14 protein-coding genes are annotated in these 18,337 nt (G+C 66.3%); 7 read left to right on the forward strand and 7 right to left on the reverse strand.

All coding sequences use genetic code 11. The features are described from left to right. Positions 1 to 23: 23 nt before the first annotated feature. Positions 24 to 803 (reverse strand): exodeoxyribonuclease III, encoded by a 780-nt coding sequence (locus B9N43_RS11000; RefSeq protein ID WP_145842244.1) that lies wholly within the window; start codon positions 801 to 803, stop codon positions 24 to 26. 170 nt (positions 804 to 973) lie between these two features. Between B9N43_RS11000 and pyrE the strand changes: the two genes are divergently transcribed. Together pyrE and B9N43_RS11010 are read left to right on the forward strand one after the other, a co-directional pair. After that, positions 974 to 1,627 carry an orotate phosphoribosyltransferase gene (gene pyrE / locus B9N43_RS11005; protein WP_145842245.1) on the forward strand — a complete coding sequence of 218 codons (654 nt, stop codon included), beginning with the start codon at positions 974 to 976 and terminating at the stop codon, positions 1,625 to 1,627. A 4-nt stretch (positions 1,628 to 1,631) separates the two neighbouring features. Beyond that, on the forward strand, positions 1,632 to 2,249 hold the full coding sequence (locus B9N43_RS11010) for a hypothetical protein (protein WP_145842246.1): 618 nt from the start codon (positions 1,632 to 1,634) through the stop codon (positions 2,247 to 2,249). Between the two features lie 72 nt (positions 2,250 to 2,321). Here the strand turns inward: B9N43_RS11010 and gatB are convergent, their stop codons facing one another. The 3 genes from gatB to gatC are packed head-to-tail and all read right to left on the reverse strand — an operon-like array spanning position 2,322 to position 5,535. Further along, positions 2,322 to 3,782 carry an Asp-tRNA(Asn)/Glu-tRNA(Gln) amidotransferase subunit GatB gene (gene gatB / locus B9N43_RS11015; protein ID WP_145842247.1) on the reverse strand — a complete coding sequence of 487 codons (1,461 nt, stop codon included), beginning with the start codon at positions 3,780 to 3,782 and terminating at the stop codon, positions 2,322 to 2,324. A 2-nt stretch (positions 3,783 to 3,784) separates the two neighbouring features. Further along, positions 3,785 to 5,239, reverse strand: coding sequence for an Asp-tRNA(Asn)/Glu-tRNA(Gln) amidotransferase subunit GatA (gene gatA, locus B9N43_RS11020; protein ID WP_145842248.1), 1,455 nt, complete (start codon positions 5,237 to 5,239; stop codon positions 3,785 to 3,787). Between the two features lie 8 nt (positions 5,240 to 5,247). After that, positions 5,248 to 5,535: an Asp-tRNA(Asn)/Glu-tRNA(Gln) amidotransferase subunit GatC gene (gene gatC, locus B9N43_RS11025; protein WP_145842249.1), complete on the reverse strand. Its 288-nt coding sequence runs from the start codon at positions 5,533 to 5,535 to the stop codon at positions 5,248 to 5,250. Positions 5,536 to 5,639: 104 nt separating this feature from the next. Between gatC and B9N43_RS11030 the strand changes: the two genes are divergently transcribed. From B9N43_RS11030 to rodA, 5 genes are all read left to right on the forward strand, one after another. Then, on the forward strand, positions 5,640 to 6,683 hold the full coding sequence (locus B9N43_RS11030; RefSeq protein WP_145842250.1) for a rod shape-determining protein: 1,044 nt from the start codon (positions 5,640 to 5,642) through the stop codon (positions 6,681 to 6,683). An 85-nt stretch (positions 6,684 to 6,768) separates the two neighbouring features. Next, a complete protein-coding gene (gene mreC / locus B9N43_RS11035) occupies positions 6,769 to 7,674 on the forward strand; it encodes a rod shape-determining protein MreC (protein ID WP_145842251.1) in 906 nt (301 codons plus the stop codon). Positions 7,675 to 7,678: 4 nt separating this feature from the next. Continuing rightward, positions 7,679 to 8,200 (forward strand): rod shape-determining protein MreD, encoded by a 522-nt coding sequence (gene mreD / locus B9N43_RS11040; RefSeq protein ID WP_145842252.1) that lies wholly within the window; start codon positions 7,679 to 7,681, stop codon positions 8,198 to 8,200. A gap of 190 nt (positions 8,201 to 8,390) precedes the next feature. Continuing rightward, a complete protein-coding gene (gene mrdA / locus B9N43_RS11045; RefSeq protein ID WP_145842253.1) occupies positions 8,391 to 10,277 on the forward strand; it encodes a penicillin-binding protein 2 in 1,887 nt (628 codons plus the stop codon). After that, positions 10,277 to 11,368, forward strand: a complete 1,092-nt coding sequence (gene rodA / locus B9N43_RS11050) for a rod shape-determining protein RodA (protein WP_145842254.1) — start codon at positions 10,277 to 10,279, stop codon at positions 11,366 to 11,368. Before mrdA ends, rodA begins: the two co-directional genes overlap by 1 nt. A 79-nt stretch (positions 11,369 to 11,447) precedes the next feature. Here the strand turns inward: rodA and B9N43_RS11055 are convergent, their stop codons facing one another. Genes B9N43_RS11055 through B9N43_RS11065 form a run of 3 tightly spaced genes read right to left on the reverse strand, consistent with a single transcriptional unit; the run spans position 11,448 to position 18,186 of the window. Further along, entirely contained in the window at positions 11,448 to 12,596 is a 1,149-nt protein-coding gene (locus B9N43_RS11055) for a PleD family two-component system response regulator (protein WP_145842255.1), read from the reverse strand. Positions 12,597 to 12,609: 13 nt separating this feature from the next. Further along, positions 12,610 to 13,764: a two-component system response regulator gene (locus B9N43_RS11060; RefSeq protein WP_145842256.1), complete on the reverse strand. Its 1,155-nt coding sequence runs from the start codon at positions 13,762 to 13,764 to the stop codon at positions 12,610 to 12,612. Between the two features lie 6 nt (positions 13,765 to 13,770). Next, the gene (locus B9N43_RS11065) at positions 13,771 to 18,186 is read right to left on the reverse strand and encodes an ATP-binding protein (RefSeq protein WP_145842257.1); all 4,416 of its coding nucleotides are present in this window, start codon (positions 18,184 to 18,186) and stop codon (positions 13,771 to 13,773) included. Positions 18,187 to 18,337: the final 151 nt, after the last annotated feature.

Consider the following 18,337-nt stretch of genomic DNA (forward strand, 5'->3'; position numbering starts at 1 on the left):
AAGCATTACGGCGTTACTGGATCTCACCAGGGGAAGTCGTAATCGACCGTCAGCGGCGCGTGGTCGGAAAAGCGTTGCTCCTTGTAGACCCCGGCGGCCTGCGCGGCGGTGGCGAGGCCCGGCGTGGCGATCTGGTAGTCGATGCGCCAGCCGACGTTCTTGGCCCGCGCCTGGCCGCGGTTGGACCACCAAGTGTAAGCCTCGCCGGTGGCCTCGGGATGGAGGCGCCGATAGACATCGACCCAGCCCTGCTCGTCGAACACCCGCGACAGCCAGGCGCGCTCCTCGGGCAGGAAGCCGGAGTTCTTCAGGTTGCCCTTCCAGTTCTTGAGATCGATTTCCCGGTGGGCGATGTTCCAGTCGCCGCAGATCACGATCTCGCGGCCCTCGGCCCTGAGGCCGGCGAGTACCGGGAAGAACTCGTCCATGAACTCGAACTTGACCTCCTGCCGCTCCGGCGAGCTGGAGCCGGACGGCACGTAGAGCGAAATCACCGACAGATTGCCCCAGTCGGCGCGCAGATAGCGCCCCTCGGCGTCGAAGGCGGCGTGGCCGATGCCCTCGATCACCCGGTCCGGCGCGCGCCGGCTGTAGATGCCGACGCCGCTGTAGCCCTTCTTCTCGGCGTAATGGAAATGGCCGTGGTAGCCGGCCGGCGCGCGCATCCGCTGATCCAGGTCGGCGGCCTGGGCCTTGAGCTCCTGCAGGCAGATCACGTCGGCCCCGTGGACGGCCATCCAGTCGAAGAAACCCTTGGTGGCGGCGGAACGGATGCCGTTCAAATTGGCGGTGACGATGCGCATGGGTCGGCCCTGGCCTGCTCTGTGTTGTCCGGGCCGGGCGTTATAGCACTACTTGGCCCCCCGGTTCCACCACCCGGTTCGGCGGCAGGCCGGAGTCCGGGGCATTCGTACATATTGCCGCCGAAATTCCCAAACGTCAGCGGCGGACGGCGCGGGTAGAATGGCGCCCCATGACGAATCAGGATCTTAGCCACGACTTTCTCGCCTTCGCCTGCGCCAAGGGGGTGCTGCGTTTCGGCGAATTCACCACCAAGGCCGGGCGGCTCTCGCCCTACTTCTTCAACGCCGGCCTGTTCAACGACGGCGACTCCATGGCTCGCCTGTGCGACTTCTACGCCCGCGCCATCGTCGCTTCCGGCGTCCAGTTCGACGTCCTGTTCGGCCCGGCCTACAAGGGCATCCCCCTGGCCACCGGCATCGCCATCAGCCTCTCGCGCCTGGGCCGCAACGTACCCTACGCCTACAACCGCAAGGAAGCCAAGGATCACGGCGAAGGCGGCACCCTGGTCGGCGCGCCGCTGACGGGCCGCGTGCTGATCGTCGACGACGTAATCTCCGCCGGCACCTCGGTGCGGGAATCGGTGGAGCTGATCCGCGCCGCCGGCGCCCTGCCGGCCGGCGTGGTGATCGCCCTGGACCGCCAGGAGCGCGGCAGCGGCAGTCTCTCCGCGGTGCAGGAAGTGGAGCAGAACTACCAGATGCCGGTGGTCGCCGTGGCGGCCCTGCGGGACCTGATCGCCTATCTGCAGGGCAACCCCGAGCTGGAACGCAATCTGGACGCAGTGGTCCGCTATCGCAAACAGTACGGAATCCAGGAGACCTGAACCCATGATGCCGCGTACCCCCCTGTCGTTGCTGGCTCTCGGGCTGGCCCTGGCGGCGCCGGCCCAGGCGGCGCGCAGCTTCTGCTGCACCCTGGACAACGGCACGCGCGCCTGCGGCGACATCCTGCCGGAAGCCTGCCGCAGCCGGTCCTACACGGAATTCAACGAGCAAGGCAACAAGGTGCGCAACGTCGAGGCGCCGCTGACCCCGGCCCAGCAGGCGGCGCGCGACGTTCAACTGAAAAAGCAGCGCGAGGCCGAGCAGCAGGCCCTGGAGCAGAAGCGGCGCGACAGCGCCCTGCTCGCCACCTATGCCACGGAGAAGGAACTGGACCAGGCCCGCGACCGCCTGGTCACCGAACTGGAACGCGGCATCCAGGACTCCAAGGGCAAGCTCGACGACGCCATCAAGGAACAGACCAAGCTGGCCAAGGATGCGGAGTTCTACAGGAACAAGCCGCTGCCGGCGGACCTCAAGGTCGCCCAGCGCCGCAACCAGCAGGCACTGGAAGCGGAACGGAACAGTATCGAGAACAAGAAGAAGGAAATCGAGCAGGTCGCCGCCCGCTTCGAGGCCGACCGCAAGCGCCTGCGCGAACTGCGCACGCCGAAGCAGGACTAGCCACGGATTTCCTGCCGAACGAAAAGGCCGCTCCGATGAGCGGCCTTTTCGTTGCGCCGGGTTCGCGCCGGATCAGCCGGCCAGCTTGGCGCGCAGCAGTTCGTTCACCTGCTGGGGATTGGCCTTGCCCTTGGTGGCCTTCATGGCCTGGCCCACCAGGGCGTTGAAGGCCTTCTCCTTGCCGGCGCGGAACTCCTCGACGGATTTCTGGTTGGCGGCCAGCACTTCGTCGATGATGGCCTCGATGGCGCCGCTGTCGGTGATCTGCTTGAGGCCCTTGGCCTCGATCACCGCATCGGCAGACTGGCCTTCGCCGTTCCACAGGGCGTCGAAGACCTCCCGGGCGATCTTGTTGGAGACGGTGTTGTCGGCGATGCGCAGGATCACCCCGGCCAGTTGGGCGGCAGTGACGGGGGCGGCGGCGATTTCCAGGTCGACCTTGTTGAGGCGCGCGGCGATCTCGCCCATCACCCAGTTGGCGCAGAGCTTGGCATTGGCCTTGCCGGCGGCGGAGACGGCCTCCTCGAAATAGCGGGCGGTATCGCGCGTCGCGGTCAGCGTCGCCGCATCGTAGGCGGAGAGGCCGTAGTCGGCCTCGAAGCGCTGCTGCATGGCGCCGGGCAGTTCGGGCAGGCCCGCCTTCACCTCGGCGATCCAGTCGGCCTTGATCTCCAGCGGCAGCAGGTCGGGATCGGGGAAGTAGCGGTAGTCCTGGGCGTCCTCCTTGCTGCGCATGGCGCGGGTCTCGCCCGTGTCGGGGTCGAACAGCACGGTGGCCTGCTGGATCCTGCGGCCTTCCTCGATCTCGTTGATCTGCCACTGGATCTCGTAGTTGATCGCCTGTTCGAGGAAGCGGAAGGAGTTGAGGTTCTTGATCTCGCGCCGGGTGCCCAGGGGCGCGCCGGGGCGGCGCACGGAGACGTTGGCGTCGCAGCGGAAGCTGCCTTCCTGCATGTTGCCGTCGCAGATGCCGATCCAGGTGACCAGGCCGTGCAGCGCCTTGGCGTAGGCCACGGCCTCGGCGGCGGAGCGCATGTCGGGCTCGGAGACGATCTCCAGCAACGGCGTGCCGGCGCGGTTGAGGTCGATCCCGGTCTTGCCGTGAAAATCCTCATGCAGCGACTTGCCGGCATCCTCCTCGAGGTGGGCGCGGGTCAGATGAACGAATTTGTCCGTCGCGTTTTCTCCCTGGCCGACGCGGATGGCGAGGCCGCCGCCGGAGACCACGGGGATCTCGAACTGGCTGATCTGGTAGCCCTTGGGCAGGTCGGGGTAGAAGTAGTTCTTGCGGGCGAAGATGGAGCGGGGCGCGATCTCGGCACCGACGGCCAGACCGAACTTGATGGCGCAGACCACGGCTTCGCGGTTCAGCACCGGCAGCACGCCGGGCAGGGCGATGTCCACCGCGCAGGCCTGGGCGTTGGGCGCGGCGCCGAAGGCGGTGGCGGCGCCGGAAAAGATTTTCGATTGGGTCTGGAGCTGGGCATGGGTTTCCAGCCCGATCACTACTTCCCACTGAGCTTCCCACTGCATGGTCAGATTCCTTGAGGCATGCGCAGATGCCAGTCGGTGTGCTGTTGGTACTGGTGGGCGGCGTTCAACATCTTCGCTTCGCCGAACCAGGGGCCGATCAGTTGCAGGCCGACGGGCATGTTGCCCTGGCCGAAGCCGCAGGGCAGGGACATGCCGGGCAGGCCGGCGAGATTGGTGGAAATGGTGTAGATGTCGGACAGGTACATCTGCACCGGATCGGCGCTCTTCTCGCCGAACCTGAAGGCCACCGAGGGCGAAGCGGGGCTGGCGATCACGTCGCAGACCTTGAAGGCTTCGGTGAAATCGTTGGCGATCAGGCGGCGGATCTTCTGCGCCTTCAGGTAGTAGGCGTCGTAGTAGCCGTGGGACAGCACGTAGGTGCCGATCAGGATGCGGCGCTGGACCTCGGCGCCGAAGCCCTCGGCGCGGGTCTTGCTGTACATGTCCGCCAGGTCGGCGTACTCGGCGGCGCGGTGGCCGTAGCGCACGCCGTCGAAGCGGGAGAGGTTGGAGCTGGCCTCGGCCGGGGCGATCACGTAGTAGGCGGGCACCGAGAGGCCGGAGTTGGGCAGGCTGACCTCCACGGTGGTGGCGCCCAGCTTGCGGTACTGGTCGAGGGCCGCCTCGACGGCGGCGCGCACGTCGTCGTCCATGCCGGGGCCGAAGAATTCCTTGGGCAGACCGATGCGCAGGCCGGAAAGCGGCTTTTCCAGGTCGCGGCCGTAGTCCTCGGCGGGGCGCTCCAGGGAGGTGGAATCGCGCTCATCGAAGCCGGCCATGGCGGAGAGCAGCCAGGCGCAGTCCTCGGCGGACTTGGCCATGGGACCGGCCTGGTCCAGGCTCGATGCGAAGGCGATCATGCCGTAGCGGGAACAGACGCCGTAGGTCGGCTTCAAGCCCGTGAGGCCGCACAGGCTGGCGGGCTGGCGGATCGAGCCGCCGGTGTCGGTGCCGGTCACTACGGGGGCAAGGCGGGCGGCAATGGTGGCTGCGGAGCCACCCGAGGAGCCGCCGGGTACGCGATTCACGTCCCAGGGGTTCTTCACCGGACCGTAGTGGGAGGTCTCGTTGGAGGAGCCCATGGCGAACTCGTCCATGTTCACCTTGCCCAGGGTCACCATCCCGGCCGCCTTGAGCCTGGCGACCACGGTGGCGTCGTAGGGGCTGACGAAGTTGGACAGCATCTTCGAGCCGCAGCTGGAGAGCCAGCCTTCGGTGCAGAAGATGTCCTTGTGGGCCAGGGGGATGCCCAGCAGCGGACCCGCTTCACCAGCGGCGCGGCGGGCGTCCGCCGCCGCCGCCTGGACCAGGGTCCGCTCCCGGTCCACGGTGACGAAGGCGTTGTAGACGGGGTTGAGTTTTTCGATGCGGTCGAGGAACAGGGTCGCCAGTTCGACGGCGGACACCTGCTTCGCCGCCAGGGCGGCGGAGAGTTGTTTCAGGGAAGCGTTGATCATGGCCGCGCTCACTCGATGACCTTGGGCACGAGATACAGGCCGGCCTCGGTTTCCGGGGCCACGGCCTGGAAGGCGTCGCGGCGGTCGGTTTCGGTCACGACGTCGGGGCGCAGGCGCTGCACCACGTCGAGCGCGTGGGCCATGGGCTCGATGCCCGCCGTGTCGACGGCCTGGAGCTGTTCGATGAAGGAAAAAATGCCGTTGAGCTGGTCGCGGGTGGTCTCGAGCTGCGCCGGAGACAGTTCGATACGGGCCAGCCGGGCGATCCGGCCGACCTCATCAAGGGTCAGGGACATGCGGGAAATTGGGCGTGGATTGCGAGCGCGTTAGGGTATCATAAGCGCCGTTTCCGTCGCAGCTTTCCCCCAGTTCGCTGCATCAACTTCCCCAAGAGAACACGATGTTCGGATTCCTCCGTTCCTATTTTTCCAACGACCTGGCCATCGACCTGGGCACCGCCAACACCCTGATCTACGTCCGCGGCAGCGGCATCGTCCTGGACGAGCCCTCCGTGGTGGCGATCCGCACCGAGGGCGGCCCCAATGCCAAGAAGACCATCCAGGCCGTGGGCGCTTCCGCCAAACAGATGCTGGGCAAGACGCCGGGCAACATCACCGCCATCCGTCCGATGAAGGACGGGGTGATCGCCGACTTCACCGTCACCGAGCAGATGTTGAAGCAGTTCATCAAGAAGGTGCATGACTCGCGCCTGTTCTCCCCCAGCCCGCGCATCATCATCTGCGTGCCCTGCGGCTCGACCCAGGTGGAGCGCCGGGCGATCCGCGAATCGGCGCTGGGCGCCGGCGCCAGCCAGGTGTACCTGATCGAGGAGCCGATGGCCGCGGCCATCGGCGCCGGCCTGCCGGTGTCGGACGCCACCGGCTCGATGGTGGTGGACATCGGCGGCGGCACCACCGAGGTGGGCGTGATCTCCCTGGGCGGCATGGTCTATGCCGGCTCGGTGCGGGTCGGCGGCGACAAGTTCGACGAGGCCATCATCGCCTACATCCGCCGCAACTACGGCATGCTGATCGGCGAGACCACCGCCGAGCAGATCAAGAAGGAGATCGGCTCCGCCTTCCCCGGCTCCGAGGTCAAGGAACTCGAAGTCAAGGGCCGCAACCTGGCCGAGGGCATCCCCCGTTCCTTCACCATCTCCTCCAACGAGATCCTCGAAGCCCTGACCGATCCGCTGAACCAGATCGTCGGCGCGGTGAAGGTGGCCCTGGAGCAGACCCCGCCCGAGCTGGGCGCGGACATCGCCGAGAAGGGCATGGTGCTCACCGGCGGCGGCGCCCTGCTGCGCGACCTCGACCGGCTGCTGATGGAAGAGACCGGCCTGCCGGTGCTGGTGGCGGACGATCCCCTGACCTGCGTGGTGCGCGGCTCCGGCATGGCCCTGGAAAAGATGGACAAATTGGGCAGTATTTTCGCCAACGAGTGAGCCTTTCCCCGTTAGCTTGTGAGGCGGCGCCAGCGACGCGCCGCCTTTTCGTTTCCAGCGCGCGGACGGGAGTATTCAAACCTTGATGAACGTCGTCGGTCATTCGCCTCCTCCGTTTTTCAAACGCGGACCGGCGCCCCTTGCCCGGCTGACCTTCTACCTCGTCCTCGCCGTCATGGTGATGGTGGCGGACCTGCGCTTCCACACCCTGGAATGGCTGCGCACCGGTCTCAACGCGCTGGCCTGGCCGCTGCAGCGCCTGGCCTACCTGCCGCTGGAGGCGGGCGGCGACATCGGCCAGCACCTGCGGCGCATGTCCGCGCTGCAGGCGGAAAACCAGGACCTGCACAGCCGCCAGCTCAGCACCGCCAATCTGCTGCTGCGCCAGCGCCATCTGGAAGACGAGAACAAGCAGTTGCGCGCGCTGCTGGACATGCGCGGCCGCCAGCCGGTCGGCGGCCAGGTGGCGGACATCCTCTACGCGGCGCGCGACCCCTTCGCCCGCCGCGTCATCATCGACAAGGGCCTGCAGGCCGACATCAAGGCCGGCCAGGCGGTGATCGACGACATCGGCGTGATCGGCCAGGTGACCCGAGTGTTTCCGCTCACCGCCGAGGTGACGCTGCTCACCGACAAGGAACAGGCGATCCCGATCCAGGTGCAGCGCAACGCCCTGCGCGCCGTATTGACCGGCGCCGGCGCCGGCGCCATGGAACTGCGCTTCCTGGCCGCCAACGACGACGTGCAGGTGGGCGACATCCTGGTCACCTCGGGCCTGGACGGCGTCTATCTGCCCGGACTGCCGGTGGCCAGGGTGACCCGCATCGACCGCGACCAGTCCTTCTCCTTCGCCCGCATCTTCTGCGTCCCCCTGGCCGGCGTGGAGCGCCACGGCCTGGTGCTGGTGCTCGACCACCGCGAAGCCCTGCCGCCGCGCCCGGAAGAACCGGCAGCGCAGCACGAGATTCCCGTCAAGGGCCGGAAAAGGTAGCGCGATGCAGCCTTCCCACACCTCCAACCGCATCCTGCTGCCGGTCCGCCCCTGGTTCATCTGGCTGTCGCTGGCGCTCGCGCTGTTCCTCAACATGGTTCCCTTCGGCCAGCTGCCGGGCATCCCCGACTGGGTGATCCTGGTGCTGATCTTCTGGTGCATCCACCAGCCGTTCAAGATCGGGATGGGCGCCGCCTTCCTGCTGGGCATCGCGATGGACGTGGTCGATGGCAGCGTGATGGGGCAGCACGCCCTGGCCTACGTGCCGATCGCCTACGTGGCCGGCGGCCTGTCCCGGCGCATCCTCTGGTTCCCCCTGATGGAACAGGCGCTGCAGATCCTGCCGATGCTGCTCGGCGCGCAACTGATCATGCTGGTGGCGCGCATGTTGGCCGGCGGCGCCTTTCCCGGCCTGGCCTGGTTCCTCGCCAGCGTGGTGGGCGCCGCGCTCTGGTATCCGCTGACCTACCTGCTGCTGCTGCCCCAGTATCAGCCGGTGGAGCGGGACGACAACAGGCCCATATGAGCGAAGCTCATATGGGCCTGTTGCCCAGAACACTGCCCACTCCCTGTCCCCCGCCCCGAGGAGGGTGGGAGTTGCGCCAGCGCAACCCCTTGGGGAAGGAACTGCCCACCCCCTACCCCCGCCCCGAGGGCGGGGGCAACTGATCAGTGCGCCGGTGCTACCGGCGCGGGGTTGTTGAGGCGGGGACGCGGTGGAGTTCAAGAACCCGAGCGACGAACTGGAGTTGTTCCGCAGCCGGCTGGGCATCGCCGGCGGGTTCGTGCTGCTCTGCTTCAGCCTCCTGCTGATGCGCTTCGTCTGGCTCCAGGTGGTGCAGTACAGCTACTACAAGACCCGCGCCGAGGAGAACCGGATTTCCCTGGTGCCGATCGTGCCCAACCGGGGCCTGATCGTGGACCGCAACGGCGTCGTGCTGGCGCGCAACTATTCGGCCTACACCCTGGAGATCACGCCCTCCCGCGTCTCCCATCTGGAAACGGTGATCGACGAGCTGTCGACCATCATCGACATCCAGCCGCGCGACCGCAAGCGCTTCAAGCGCCTGCTGGAGGAATCGAAGAACTTCGAATCCCTGCCGATCCGCAACCGCCTGACCGACACCGAAGTGGCGAAGTTCATCGCCCACCGCTACCGCTTCCCCGGCGTCGACATCAAGGCCCGCCTGTTCCGCCAGTATCCGCTGGGGGATTTCGGCTCGCACCTGCTGGGCTACATCGGCCGGGTCAATGACCGCGACCTGGGCAAGATCGAGGACCGCAACCAGGAAGACAACTACCGCGGCACCGAGCACTTCGGCAAGACCGGTCTGGAGCAGCATTATGAATTCGAGCTGCACGGCGTCACTGGCTTCGAACAGATGGAAGTCGACGCCGGCGGCCACGCGGTGCGTACCCTGGCCCGCACCGCGCCGGTGGCCGGCAACAATCTGACCCTGACGGTGGATGCCAAGCTGCAGCAGGTGGCGGAGAAGGCCTTCGGCGCGCGGCGCGGCGCGCTGGTGGCGATCGAACCCACCACCGGCGGCATCCTGGCCCTGGTCTCGGTACCCAACTACGACCCCAACCTGTTCGTGGACGGCATCGACTATCAGAACTGGGAAGCACTCAACAACTCCCCGGACAAGCCAATGGTCAACCGGGCACTGAACGGCGCCTATCCGCCCGGTTCCACCTTCAAGCCCTTCATGGCCCTGGCCGCCCTGGAACTGGGCAAACGCAGGCCCGAGAGCGCAATCCACGACCCGGGCTTCTTCAACTTCGGCGGCCACCAGTTCCGCGACGACAAAAAGGGTGGCCACGGCTACGTGGACATGTACGCTTCCATCGTCCAGTCCTGCGACACCTACTACTATCTGCTGGCCAACGACCTGGGCATCGACAACATCTCCGCCTTCATGCGCCAGTTCGGCTTCGGCCAGAAGAGCGGCGTGGACGTCGAAGGCGAATCGGAAGGCGTGCTGCCCTCGCAGGAGTGGAAGAAAAAGCGCTTCAAGCGGCCCGAACAGCAGAAGTGGTACGCGGGCGAGACCATCTCCATCGGTATCGGCCAGGGCTACAACGCCTACACGCCGATCCAGCTGGCCCAGGCCGTGGCCACCCTGGCCAACGACGGCGTGATGTTCCGGCCCCACCTGGTGAAATACATCACCGACACCAAGAGCGGCAAGCAGACCCCGATCGAGCCGAAGCCCATCAAGACCATCCCCCTCAAGCCGGAGCACGTCGCCGTGATCAAGAACGCCATGGTGGGCGTCAACAAGGAAGGCACCGGCGCCCGCGCCTTCGCCGGCGCCGAATACGTGGCGGCCGGCAAGACCGGCACCGCGCAGGTGTTTTCATACAAGGGAGTCGAGCACAAGACCGAGCACATGCAGGCCAATCTGCGCGACCATGCGCTGTACATCGCCTTCGCCCCCGCCGACAAGCCCACCATCGCCCTGGCGGTCCTGGTGGAGAACGGCGGCTTCGGCGCCCAGGCGGCGGCCCCCATCGCGCGCCAGGTGATCGACTACTACCTGCTCGGGAAATTGCCCAAGGAACCGGCACCGGCCGACGAGAGCGAGAACGGAGGCGACTGATGAACTATCTGCGCACGCTCTGGCAGCGCCTGATCGAACCGCTGGACCCGCCGCTGATGGCGATCTGCGGCCTGCTCGCGGCGCTGGCGCTGCTGGCGCTGGGCAGCGCCTCGCCGGAGCGCCTGGCGGCGCAGTGCCTCAACATTTTCGTCGCGCTGCTGGTGATGCGCACGGTCGCCCAGATGCAGCCCCAGCGCCTGATGCACCTGGCGGTGCCGATCTACGTCCTGGGCCTGCTGCTGCTGGTGGCGGTGGCCCTGGTCGGCGATGTCTCCAAGGGCGCCCGGCGCTGGCTGAATCTCGGCGTGATGCGCATCCAGCCCTCGGAACTGATGAAGATCGCCATGCCGCTGATGCTGGCCTGGTATTTCCAGAAGCGCGAAATCACGGTCCGCCTGCGCGACCACGTCGTGGCGGTGCTGTTGCTGCTGCTGCCCGTGGTGCTGATCGCCCGGCAACCCGACCTCGGCACCGCGATCCTGGTGTTGGCCGCCGGCTTTTACGTGATCTTCTTCGCCGGCCTGCCCTACAAGATCATCCTCGGCCTGGTCGCCGTCGCCGCCGCCGCCGCACCCTTCGCCTGGACCCATCTCCACGACTACCAGCGCCACCGCATCCTGACCCTGTTCGACCCGGAATCCGATCCGCTCGGCAAGGGCTTCCACATCATCCAGTCCACCATCGCCATCGGCTCCGGCGGGTTCTTCGGCAAGGGCTGGGGCCAGGGCACCCAGGCTCAACTGGAGTTCCTTCCCGAGCGCCACACCGATTTCATCTTCGCCGTCGTCTCCGAGGAGTTCGGCCTCCTCGGCAACCTGGTGCTGCTGGTCATCTACGCGCTGCTGGTCGGCCGCGGCCTGCTGATCGCCGCCAACGCGCCGACCCTGTTCACCCGCCTGATGGCCGGCGCCATCACCCTGATCTTCTTCACCTACGCCTTCGTCAACATGGGCATGGTGAGCGGCATCCTGCCCGTCGTCGGCGTGCCGCTGCCCTTCATCAGCTACGGCGGCACCGCCCTGGTGACGCTGTTCCTGGGCGTCGGCATCCTGATGAGCATCCACAAGAACCGGATGCTGGTGCAGAAATAGGCAGCGCCGGTTGGGTACGCGTGCCTGAAGGCATTCCGGTCATGGCGCCGGCGCCACGCATATGGCTGCCATCATCGCGCTAAAAGAGCCAAACGGTATTACCGCTCGCGCTCGATCGCGGCTGCAGCGAGGTCAGGATCGCCGCGAACTGTGCCTCGAAGCCCTCATTGGCCTCGAACAGCTTGAGTATCTCCTCCGCGCGATGACGGACCGTCGCGCTCATGACTTCCTCCTGTCGCTCCGTCATGCCCAGATGCACGTATTGGGACTCGACATCGTCAATGAGCCTTTGCAGGAAGACGTGCGTGTCCGCCTGCTGAGCGCGGTACTTGTCACGCAATTCCTCGACCGCCGCCGAACTGAACGCGGAAGCAGCCTGCAAGGCTTCCGCGCGGCTTGCCGATTCCTTGCGGATGTGGATCGTTTCGGCGATCGCGGCAGCCGATTCGGTGAGGACCGACAACCGTTCCTGCAGGCGCTCGGCCGTTGACGCGTCCTCCGGCAGTTGCAGAACGATCACGGACACGTCGCCACAATTGAGGATCATCCGGCGCCCGAAGCGAAACTCCGGACCGAGCGACGCACATTGCTCGAATACCGAGGTTTCCAGCGGCGAGGCCGGACCGGAAGGCGTCTGGGTGACCGCGCCTCCTCCGTAACGCACCTGGACGTGGCATCTGATCGCGTATTCATCCGTTGCGCGCAGCAAGCTGTCGGCAAGCACCTCATAGTCCGTGCAATGCATGTTCTGGCGCATGAACGAGAACAGCACGTCCTTGCGTCCGATGTCCTGCAGCAACTGGGCGGTGAATTCCTGCAGGCTCTCCTGCTCACGGCGGATCTCGGCCAGTTGCAGATGTCTGTCGATGAGACGCGAAACCTTGTGCCTGAATTCTTCGCCATCGAACGGCTTGGAGACGAAATCGTCGCCGCCGCTGGCGAACGCCTCCAGGCGTTCATCGAGCGTATCGTGGGCCGAGAGGAAGATCACCGGCATGCTGTGGCGCGTCCTGATCTGGCGGCATGCCGCATAGCCGTCCATGCCGGGCATCTCGATGTCGAGGACCACCAGCGCCGGCGGGCGTGCTTCGATGCGGCGTAGGCATTCCTCGCCACTCGCCGCTTCGTCTATTTCGAAATCGCCGCCGAACGTCGCCGCCAGCGCGCCGCGGACGACGAAATCGTCGTCCGCGATCAATATGCGGGGTCTCGTTGCCGTCGTCGCCATCTTCCCGTCTCCCCTATTCAGTTGCGCCCGGCGCGGCGCGCTGATCCTCGTCGTCCCGATAGCGTATCGCGATATGCGCAAATTCGTCGAAGCTTGCCTCGAATGCGTCAACCACGTCCGGATCGAATTGACTGCCTCGGCCGTCGGCAATGATGACGCGTGCCTGCTCGGCCGACATGCCCGGTTTGTAGACCCGCCGCGAGATCAGTGCATCGAAGACGTCCGCCAGCGCCATCAGGCGCGCCGAAATCGGTATGTCGTTCCACCGCAGACCATCGGGATAGCCGCTGCCGTCCCATCGTTCGTGGTGCCAATGCGCGATCTCCTTGGCGATGGCCAGGAACTCCACGGGTTTGGCGGCATCGCGCTCGGCCTGATCGATGGCGTCGGCGCCCAGGCGCGAATGCGTCTTCATGATCTCCCATTCCTCGGCGGTGAGTTTCCCCGGCTTGAGCAGAATGTGGTCCGGGATGCCGACCTTGCCGATGTCGTGCAGCGGTGCGGACTTGACCAGCAACCGGATCGTGCGTTCCGAAAGGAAGGCGGCGAAGCGCTCGTGATGCCTCAGTTTCCGCGCCAGCGTCTCCACGTAGGCCTGGGTGCGGCGCAAATGGTTGCCGGTCTCCGGATCGCGTATTTCTGCCAGACGGGCGAGCGCATGGATGCTGACATCCTGGACCAGTTGGTTCTCCGCCATGCGCCGCGATACCTCGGCCTCCAGGTAGGCGTTCTGATCGGTCAGCCAGTCGCGCGCGCGCTTCAGCTCCAGGTGAATGCGCACGCGCGCCAGGACGACGGTCGGGCGGATCGGCTTGGTGACGTAGTCAATCGCGCCGAGTTCGAGACCCCGCTCCTCGTCCTTGGTGGAGTCCATCGCGGTCAGGAAGATGACCGGAATGTCGCGGGTCGCCGGATCGGCCTTGAGCCGACCGAGAACGGCATAACCATCCATCCCGGGCATCATCACGTCGAGCAGGATCAGGTCGGGCAACGGTTTCCGCGCCGCCATCTCCAGCGCGCGCACGCCGGAATCGGCCACCCTCACCCGGTAATGCGGACACAGCACGTCACCCAGGACGTTCAGATTGTCCGGGCTGTCGTCGACGATGAGAATGACGGGCGCTTCATTGCCGTCATCCCTGATCGTCTCATTCGCCGCGGCGCCCATCGCCGGCTACTCCCGTCGAAGCTGCGCCAGCGCAGCGCGCACCGTCACCAGCGCGGAGGCGTAATCGAACTCGTCGACCTCCCGCTTCAGGCGGGCAAGCATCTCCCGCTCCAGGTTCGCCGTCAGCAGCGGCAGGCTTTCGCGGAGTACCAGCCCCGCCATGAAATCCCCCGCCGCCAGGAGCCCGTCCAACCGGGCCAGGACGCTCCTCGCTCCTTCGGCGTCCCGCGCCGCCGCGCCAACAGCCGCCGGCGACTCCGTCTTGAACAGCCGATCGACACGGACCTGCTCGGCGGCCACCAAGTCGAGCAGCGGCCTCGCCTCGTCGCGGTCCTGCCCATCGCGCAGCGCGGCCTCCAGTTTGGCCGCCGCCGCCTGCAGGCGGGTGAGTCCCAGCACGCCCGCCGACCCCTTGAGGGTGTGAGCCACGCGCACCGCGCCCATCCGGTCGCCGCCGGCCAGCGCCGCGGCCACCTTCGTCATGTCGTCGCGACATCGAATCGAGAATTCGCCCAGCAACCGCAACAGGGTGTCGAGATTGCCGCGCATGCTGCGCAATCCCATCTCCAGGTCGAAGCCTTCGATGGCGCGGAGGCGCTCGTACCGGCCATCGGAATCCGCACCCGGAATCCGCGCCTCGGATGAGCGGACCGGCAGCGCGCCGGGCGATCGGGCTTTCAGCCACTTGAGCAACGTTGCGAACAGGATTGCCGGGTCGACCGGCTTGGCAATGAAGTCGTTCATGCCCGCGGCGAGGCACCGCTCGCGATCCTCCTCGAACGCGTTGGCCGTCATGGCAAGAATCGGCACCTGGCCCCCCGAGGGCAGCGCCCGTATCTGGCGCATCGCGTCCACGCCGTCCAGTTCCGGCATCTGCATGTCCATCAGGATCAAAGCGTATCGTTCGCCGGCCGCGACCTTCGAGACCGCCTGGGCGCCTGTTTCGGCCAGATCGACCTCGAGTCCGACCGAACGCAGCAGGCCGAGGGAAACCTCCTGATTGGTCGGGTCGTCCTCGGCCAGCAACAGCCGCGTCCCCCGGTAGCCGGAGGACAGGGCCTCCTCGGCCCCTTCCGTGGGCAACGGGTCTGCGATCGCGGCGGGCACCGCGCCATCCATCCTGGCCAAACGCGCCGTAAACCAGAATGTGCTGCCGATGCCGACCCGGCTCTCGACACCGACGGTGCCGCCCATCATTTCCGCGAGCCGCTTGGTGATCGACAGACCCAGTCCGGTGCCGCCGTGCTTGCGCGTGGTCGATGCGTCCGCCTGTTCGAAGGCGCCGAAGAGCCGGTCCAGGTTCTCGGCGGGAATGCCGATACCGGTGTCCCGAACCTCGAAGCGCAGCAGCACGCCACGATCGTCCGCGTCGATCTGGCGCGTACCGAGCGTAATGGCGCCGCGCTCGGTGAACTTGATCGCATTGCCGACGAGGTTGACCAGGATTTGCATCAGCCGCGTCGGATCGCCGCGTAGCGCATCGGGCATTGGACCGGTTTCCAGATGGAACTCGAGCCCCTTGGCCTCGAGCTGCTCGGAGACCATCGACGCGACGTTGGTCGGGAGGGTTGCCGGCGCGAAGGCGATCGACTCCAGCGCCAGCTTTCCGGCGTCGATCTTGGAGAGATCGAGGATGTCGTTGATCAGGTTCAGCAAGTGCCGCGCCGCACGGTCTATCCGGTCGAGCTGTTCGCCCTGGCCCGGCGTGACGCCGCTTCGCCGCAGCAGATGGGCCATGCCGATGATGGCGTTCATCGGCGTCCGGATCTCATGGCTCATATTGGCGAGGAACGCACCCTTGGCGCGCGTCGCCGACTCGGCGGCCACCTTGGCCTCGCGCAGTTCCTCGGTGCGCTGCGCCACCAGCTCCTCCAGATGCTGGCGGTGGTGTTCGAGTTCCTCCGCCATGCGCTTCTTCTCGGTGATGTCCTCCTTGACCGCGACGTAGCGCGTCACCTTGCCTTCCGCGTCCTTGATGGGCGAGATGATGGCCGACTCGACATACTCGCTGCCGTCCTTGCGGCGGTTGTAAAGCTCGCCTTTCCAGTTCCGTCCCGCAGTGAGGGCGGCCCACAGCGAGCGGAAGGTTTCCTCGGGCGTCCTTCCCGAATGGAGAATGCGCGGGTTGCTGCCGATCACCTCCTCGCGGCGGTAGCCCGTGTTGCTCACGAACGCATCATTCACATATTGGATGACGGCGTCGATGTCGGTGATGACGATGCTTTCCGGGCTCTGTTCCACGGCCTGCGACAATTCACGCAGGCGGCTCTCGCTCCGCTTGCGGGCAGTGATGTCGTCCAGGACCGCGATCATGTAATCGGGGATTCCGCCCGCCCCGAACACGGCGGAAACCGATACGCCTCCCCAAACGATCGCCCCATCCTGGCGCAGATACCGCCGCTCCGCCGAGACGCTGCCCGACTCGCCATGCATCAGGCGTGCGAGATCCCCGATGCCGCCGGCACGGTCGTCGGCGTGGGTGACGTCCGCCAAGGACTTGCCCAGTAGCTCGGATGGTGAGTAGCAAAGCATCTCGCACAGCTTCCGATTCACGCGCAGGAAGCGACCATCCAGTGCCAACTGGGCCATCCCCACCGCCGCTTGCTCGAACGTCGCCTCGAACCGCAGCTCGCTCGCCCGCAACCGGTCGCCGGTCCGCTTGCGCTCCTTCAACAGCCCGCCGACCCTGGCCAGTAGTTCATCGACGTTGAATGGCTTGCTGAGGTAGCCCTGCACGCCAATCTGCAGCAGCTTGACGCGGAGTTCCTCGTCGGCCTTGGCCGTGAGCATCAGGATGGGAACATCGGCCATCTCGGGTTCACGGCGCAGCGCGATGGCCAGGTCGTCTCCGCTCATGCTGGGCATCATGATGTCGGTGAGGATGAGATCCGGATGCAGGCTGTGCGCAAGATCCAGCCCTTCCCGTCCGTCGCGGGCGCTGACCACCCGATAGCGCGGGCGCAGGTGGTCGGAAATGTACTCGTTCATGTCGGCGTTGTCCTCCACCACCAGCACGAGCGGCGCCTCGCCGCCCTCCGCAAGTGGCGGCGCCGCCGCGGGGCGATGCGCGGCCAGTTCCTCGACGGCCTGCCGTTCGAGCACCGCGCTCAGATTCGCGCTCTCCACCAGCGCGGTGCCGGCCGGCGCGGCGAGCGGCAGAACGACGCGGAACAAGGCACCGCCCGCCGGCGGCTCGCCAGCATCGACCGTGCCGCCATGGAGTTCGACAAAATCCTTGACGATGGCAAGCCCCAGCCCGGTACCGCCGTGACGGCGCCGGCTGCCGCCCTCCACCTGGCGGAAACGCTGGAATATCGCCGCCCGCTGTTCCACGGGAACGCCCGGTCCGTCGTCTTCAACCTCGATCTGAACAACCGATTCGTGCGCTAGGACGCGAAGCTGGACATGGCCGCCCCGCGGCGTGAACTTGAACGCGTTGGAAAGCAGATTCAGCAGGATGCGTTGCAGCTTCTCCTCGTCGGCCTCGCCGACCAGCACCCGCGGCGCACTGACGGTGAATTCGACGCCGTTTTCCCTGGCCAGGGATTCGAAGTGCGCCGAAATCAGCCTGGCCGTCCGGGCGAAGTCCACCCGCGTCCATTCGAGAGTCATGCGGCCGGATTCGAGCTTCGCGGCGTCGAGCAGGTCCGTGACATGCCGGTAGAGCAGCCGCGCGTTGCGCAGCATGGTTTCCGTTTCGCGGCGCTCCGCGGTGGACAGGCCATCCTCCTGCGCACGCCGCAAACGATTTTCCAGAGGACCCATGATCAGGGTCAGGGGGGTGCGCAGTTCATGGCTGACGTTGGCAAAGAACTGGCTCTTCAGTTTCTCGAGTTCGAGCGTCTTGGCGTAAAGCGCTTCCAGTTCCGCGTTGGCGCCCTTCAGCTGGGCGCTTGCCGCGGCCACTTCGCGCGATCGCGCGAAGACCTCCGCCTCCATCCGCACCGCCTGTTGGCGCAGGACGTCGTTGAGTCTGCTCTGCTCCACGCCCTGCTGCTTCAGGCGAACGAACTCGGTAACGTCCTCGACCTTGTGGATGATGTAGGCGACCGTCCCGTCGTTGCCGGCCACCGGCGTATTCAGCGGACTCCAGAAACGCGCCTCGAACCCGCCGCCCTCGGCTTCCGGTTTCCGGATGTCGTACTTCTGCACCGGCATCGCGTCGGGCTTCCCCGTGTTCAGGACGCGCTGCAACGAAGCATGAAGGTTGTGGACTCCCTCGGCGGCGGGATCGTCGGGATTGTCGGGAAAGACGTCGAACATTCCTCTGCCGACGATTTCCTCCCGACGCGTCAAGGTGGCGCGCGCATAAGCGTCGCTCACGCCGACAATGACCAATTGCGGGTTGAGGATCAGATAGAGGTCGGGCGCCCCTTCCAGCAACGCACGATAATCCAGCGGGGGAGATGGTGGCAGCGACATGCCGTGCTCCCGGTCAAGCCACGCCCATACCGGCGCGCAAGCCGCCGGTTGCCGGTGCGTCGTACGCTGTCGAAAGATTCCACCGATTCATGGCGGGTTTCCCCTTGTGATCATCTTTCCGCATGCCCGCTAAGCTGCCGCGTTCCTTGCC

Origin of the sequence: Denitratisoma sp. DHT3 (genome assembly GCF_007833355.1) — a bacterium.
GTDB lineage: Bacteria > Pseudomonadota > Gammaproteobacteria > Burkholderiales > Rhodocyclaceae > Denitratisoma.

Excerpts from the sequence above, each read along its gene's own strand:
- B9N43_RS11060 (WP_145842256.1), bottom strand. The coding sequence starts at position 13,764 with ATGGGCGCCGCGGCGAATGAGACGATCAGGGATGACGGCAATGAAGCG.
- B9N43_RS11055 (WP_145842255.1), bottom strand. The coding sequence starts at position 12,596 with ATGGCGACGACGGCAACGAGACCCCGCATATTGATCGCGGACGACGAT.
- B9N43_RS11030 (WP_145842250.1), top strand. The coding sequence starts at position 5,640 with ATGTTCGGATTCCTCCGTTCCTATTTTTCCAACGACCTGGCCATCGAC.
- mreC (WP_145842251.1), top strand. The coding sequence starts at position 6,769 with ATGAACGTCGTCGGTCATTCGCCTCCTCCGTTTTTCAAACGCGGACCG.
- B9N43_RS11000 (WP_145842244.1), bottom strand. The coding sequence starts at position 803 with ATGCGCATCGTCACCGCCAATTTGAACGGCATCCGTTCCGCCGCCACC.
- pyrE (WP_145842245.1), top strand. The coding sequence starts at position 974 with ATGACGAATCAGGATCTTAGCCACGACTTTCTCGCCTTCGCCTGCGCC.
- gatA (WP_145842248.1), bottom strand. The coding sequence starts at position 5,239 with ATGATCAACGCTTCCCTGAAACAACTCTCCGCCGCCCTGGCGGCGAAG.
- rodA (WP_145842254.1), top strand. The coding sequence starts at position 10,277 with ATGAACTATCTGCGCACGCTCTGGCAGCGCCTGATCGAACCGCTGGAC.
- B9N43_RS11065 (WP_145842257.1), bottom strand. The coding sequence starts at position 18,186 with ATGTCGCTGCCACCATCTCCCCCGCTGGATTATCGTGCGTTGCTGGAA.
- B9N43_RS11010 (WP_145842246.1), top strand. The coding sequence starts at position 1,632 with ATGATGCCGCGTACCCCCCTGTCGTTGCTGGCTCTCGGGCTGGCCCTG.
- mreD (WP_145842252.1), top strand. The coding sequence starts at position 7,679 with ATGCAGCCTTCCCACACCTCCAACCGCATCCTGCTGCCGGTCCGCCCC.
- gatB (WP_145842247.1), bottom strand. The coding sequence starts at position 3,782 with ATGCAGTGGGAAGCTCAGTGGGAAGTAGTGATCGGGCTGGAAACCCAT.
- gatC (WP_145842249.1), bottom strand. The coding sequence starts at position 5,535 with ATGTCCCTGACCCTTGATGAGGTCGGCCGGATCGCCCGGCTGGCCCGT.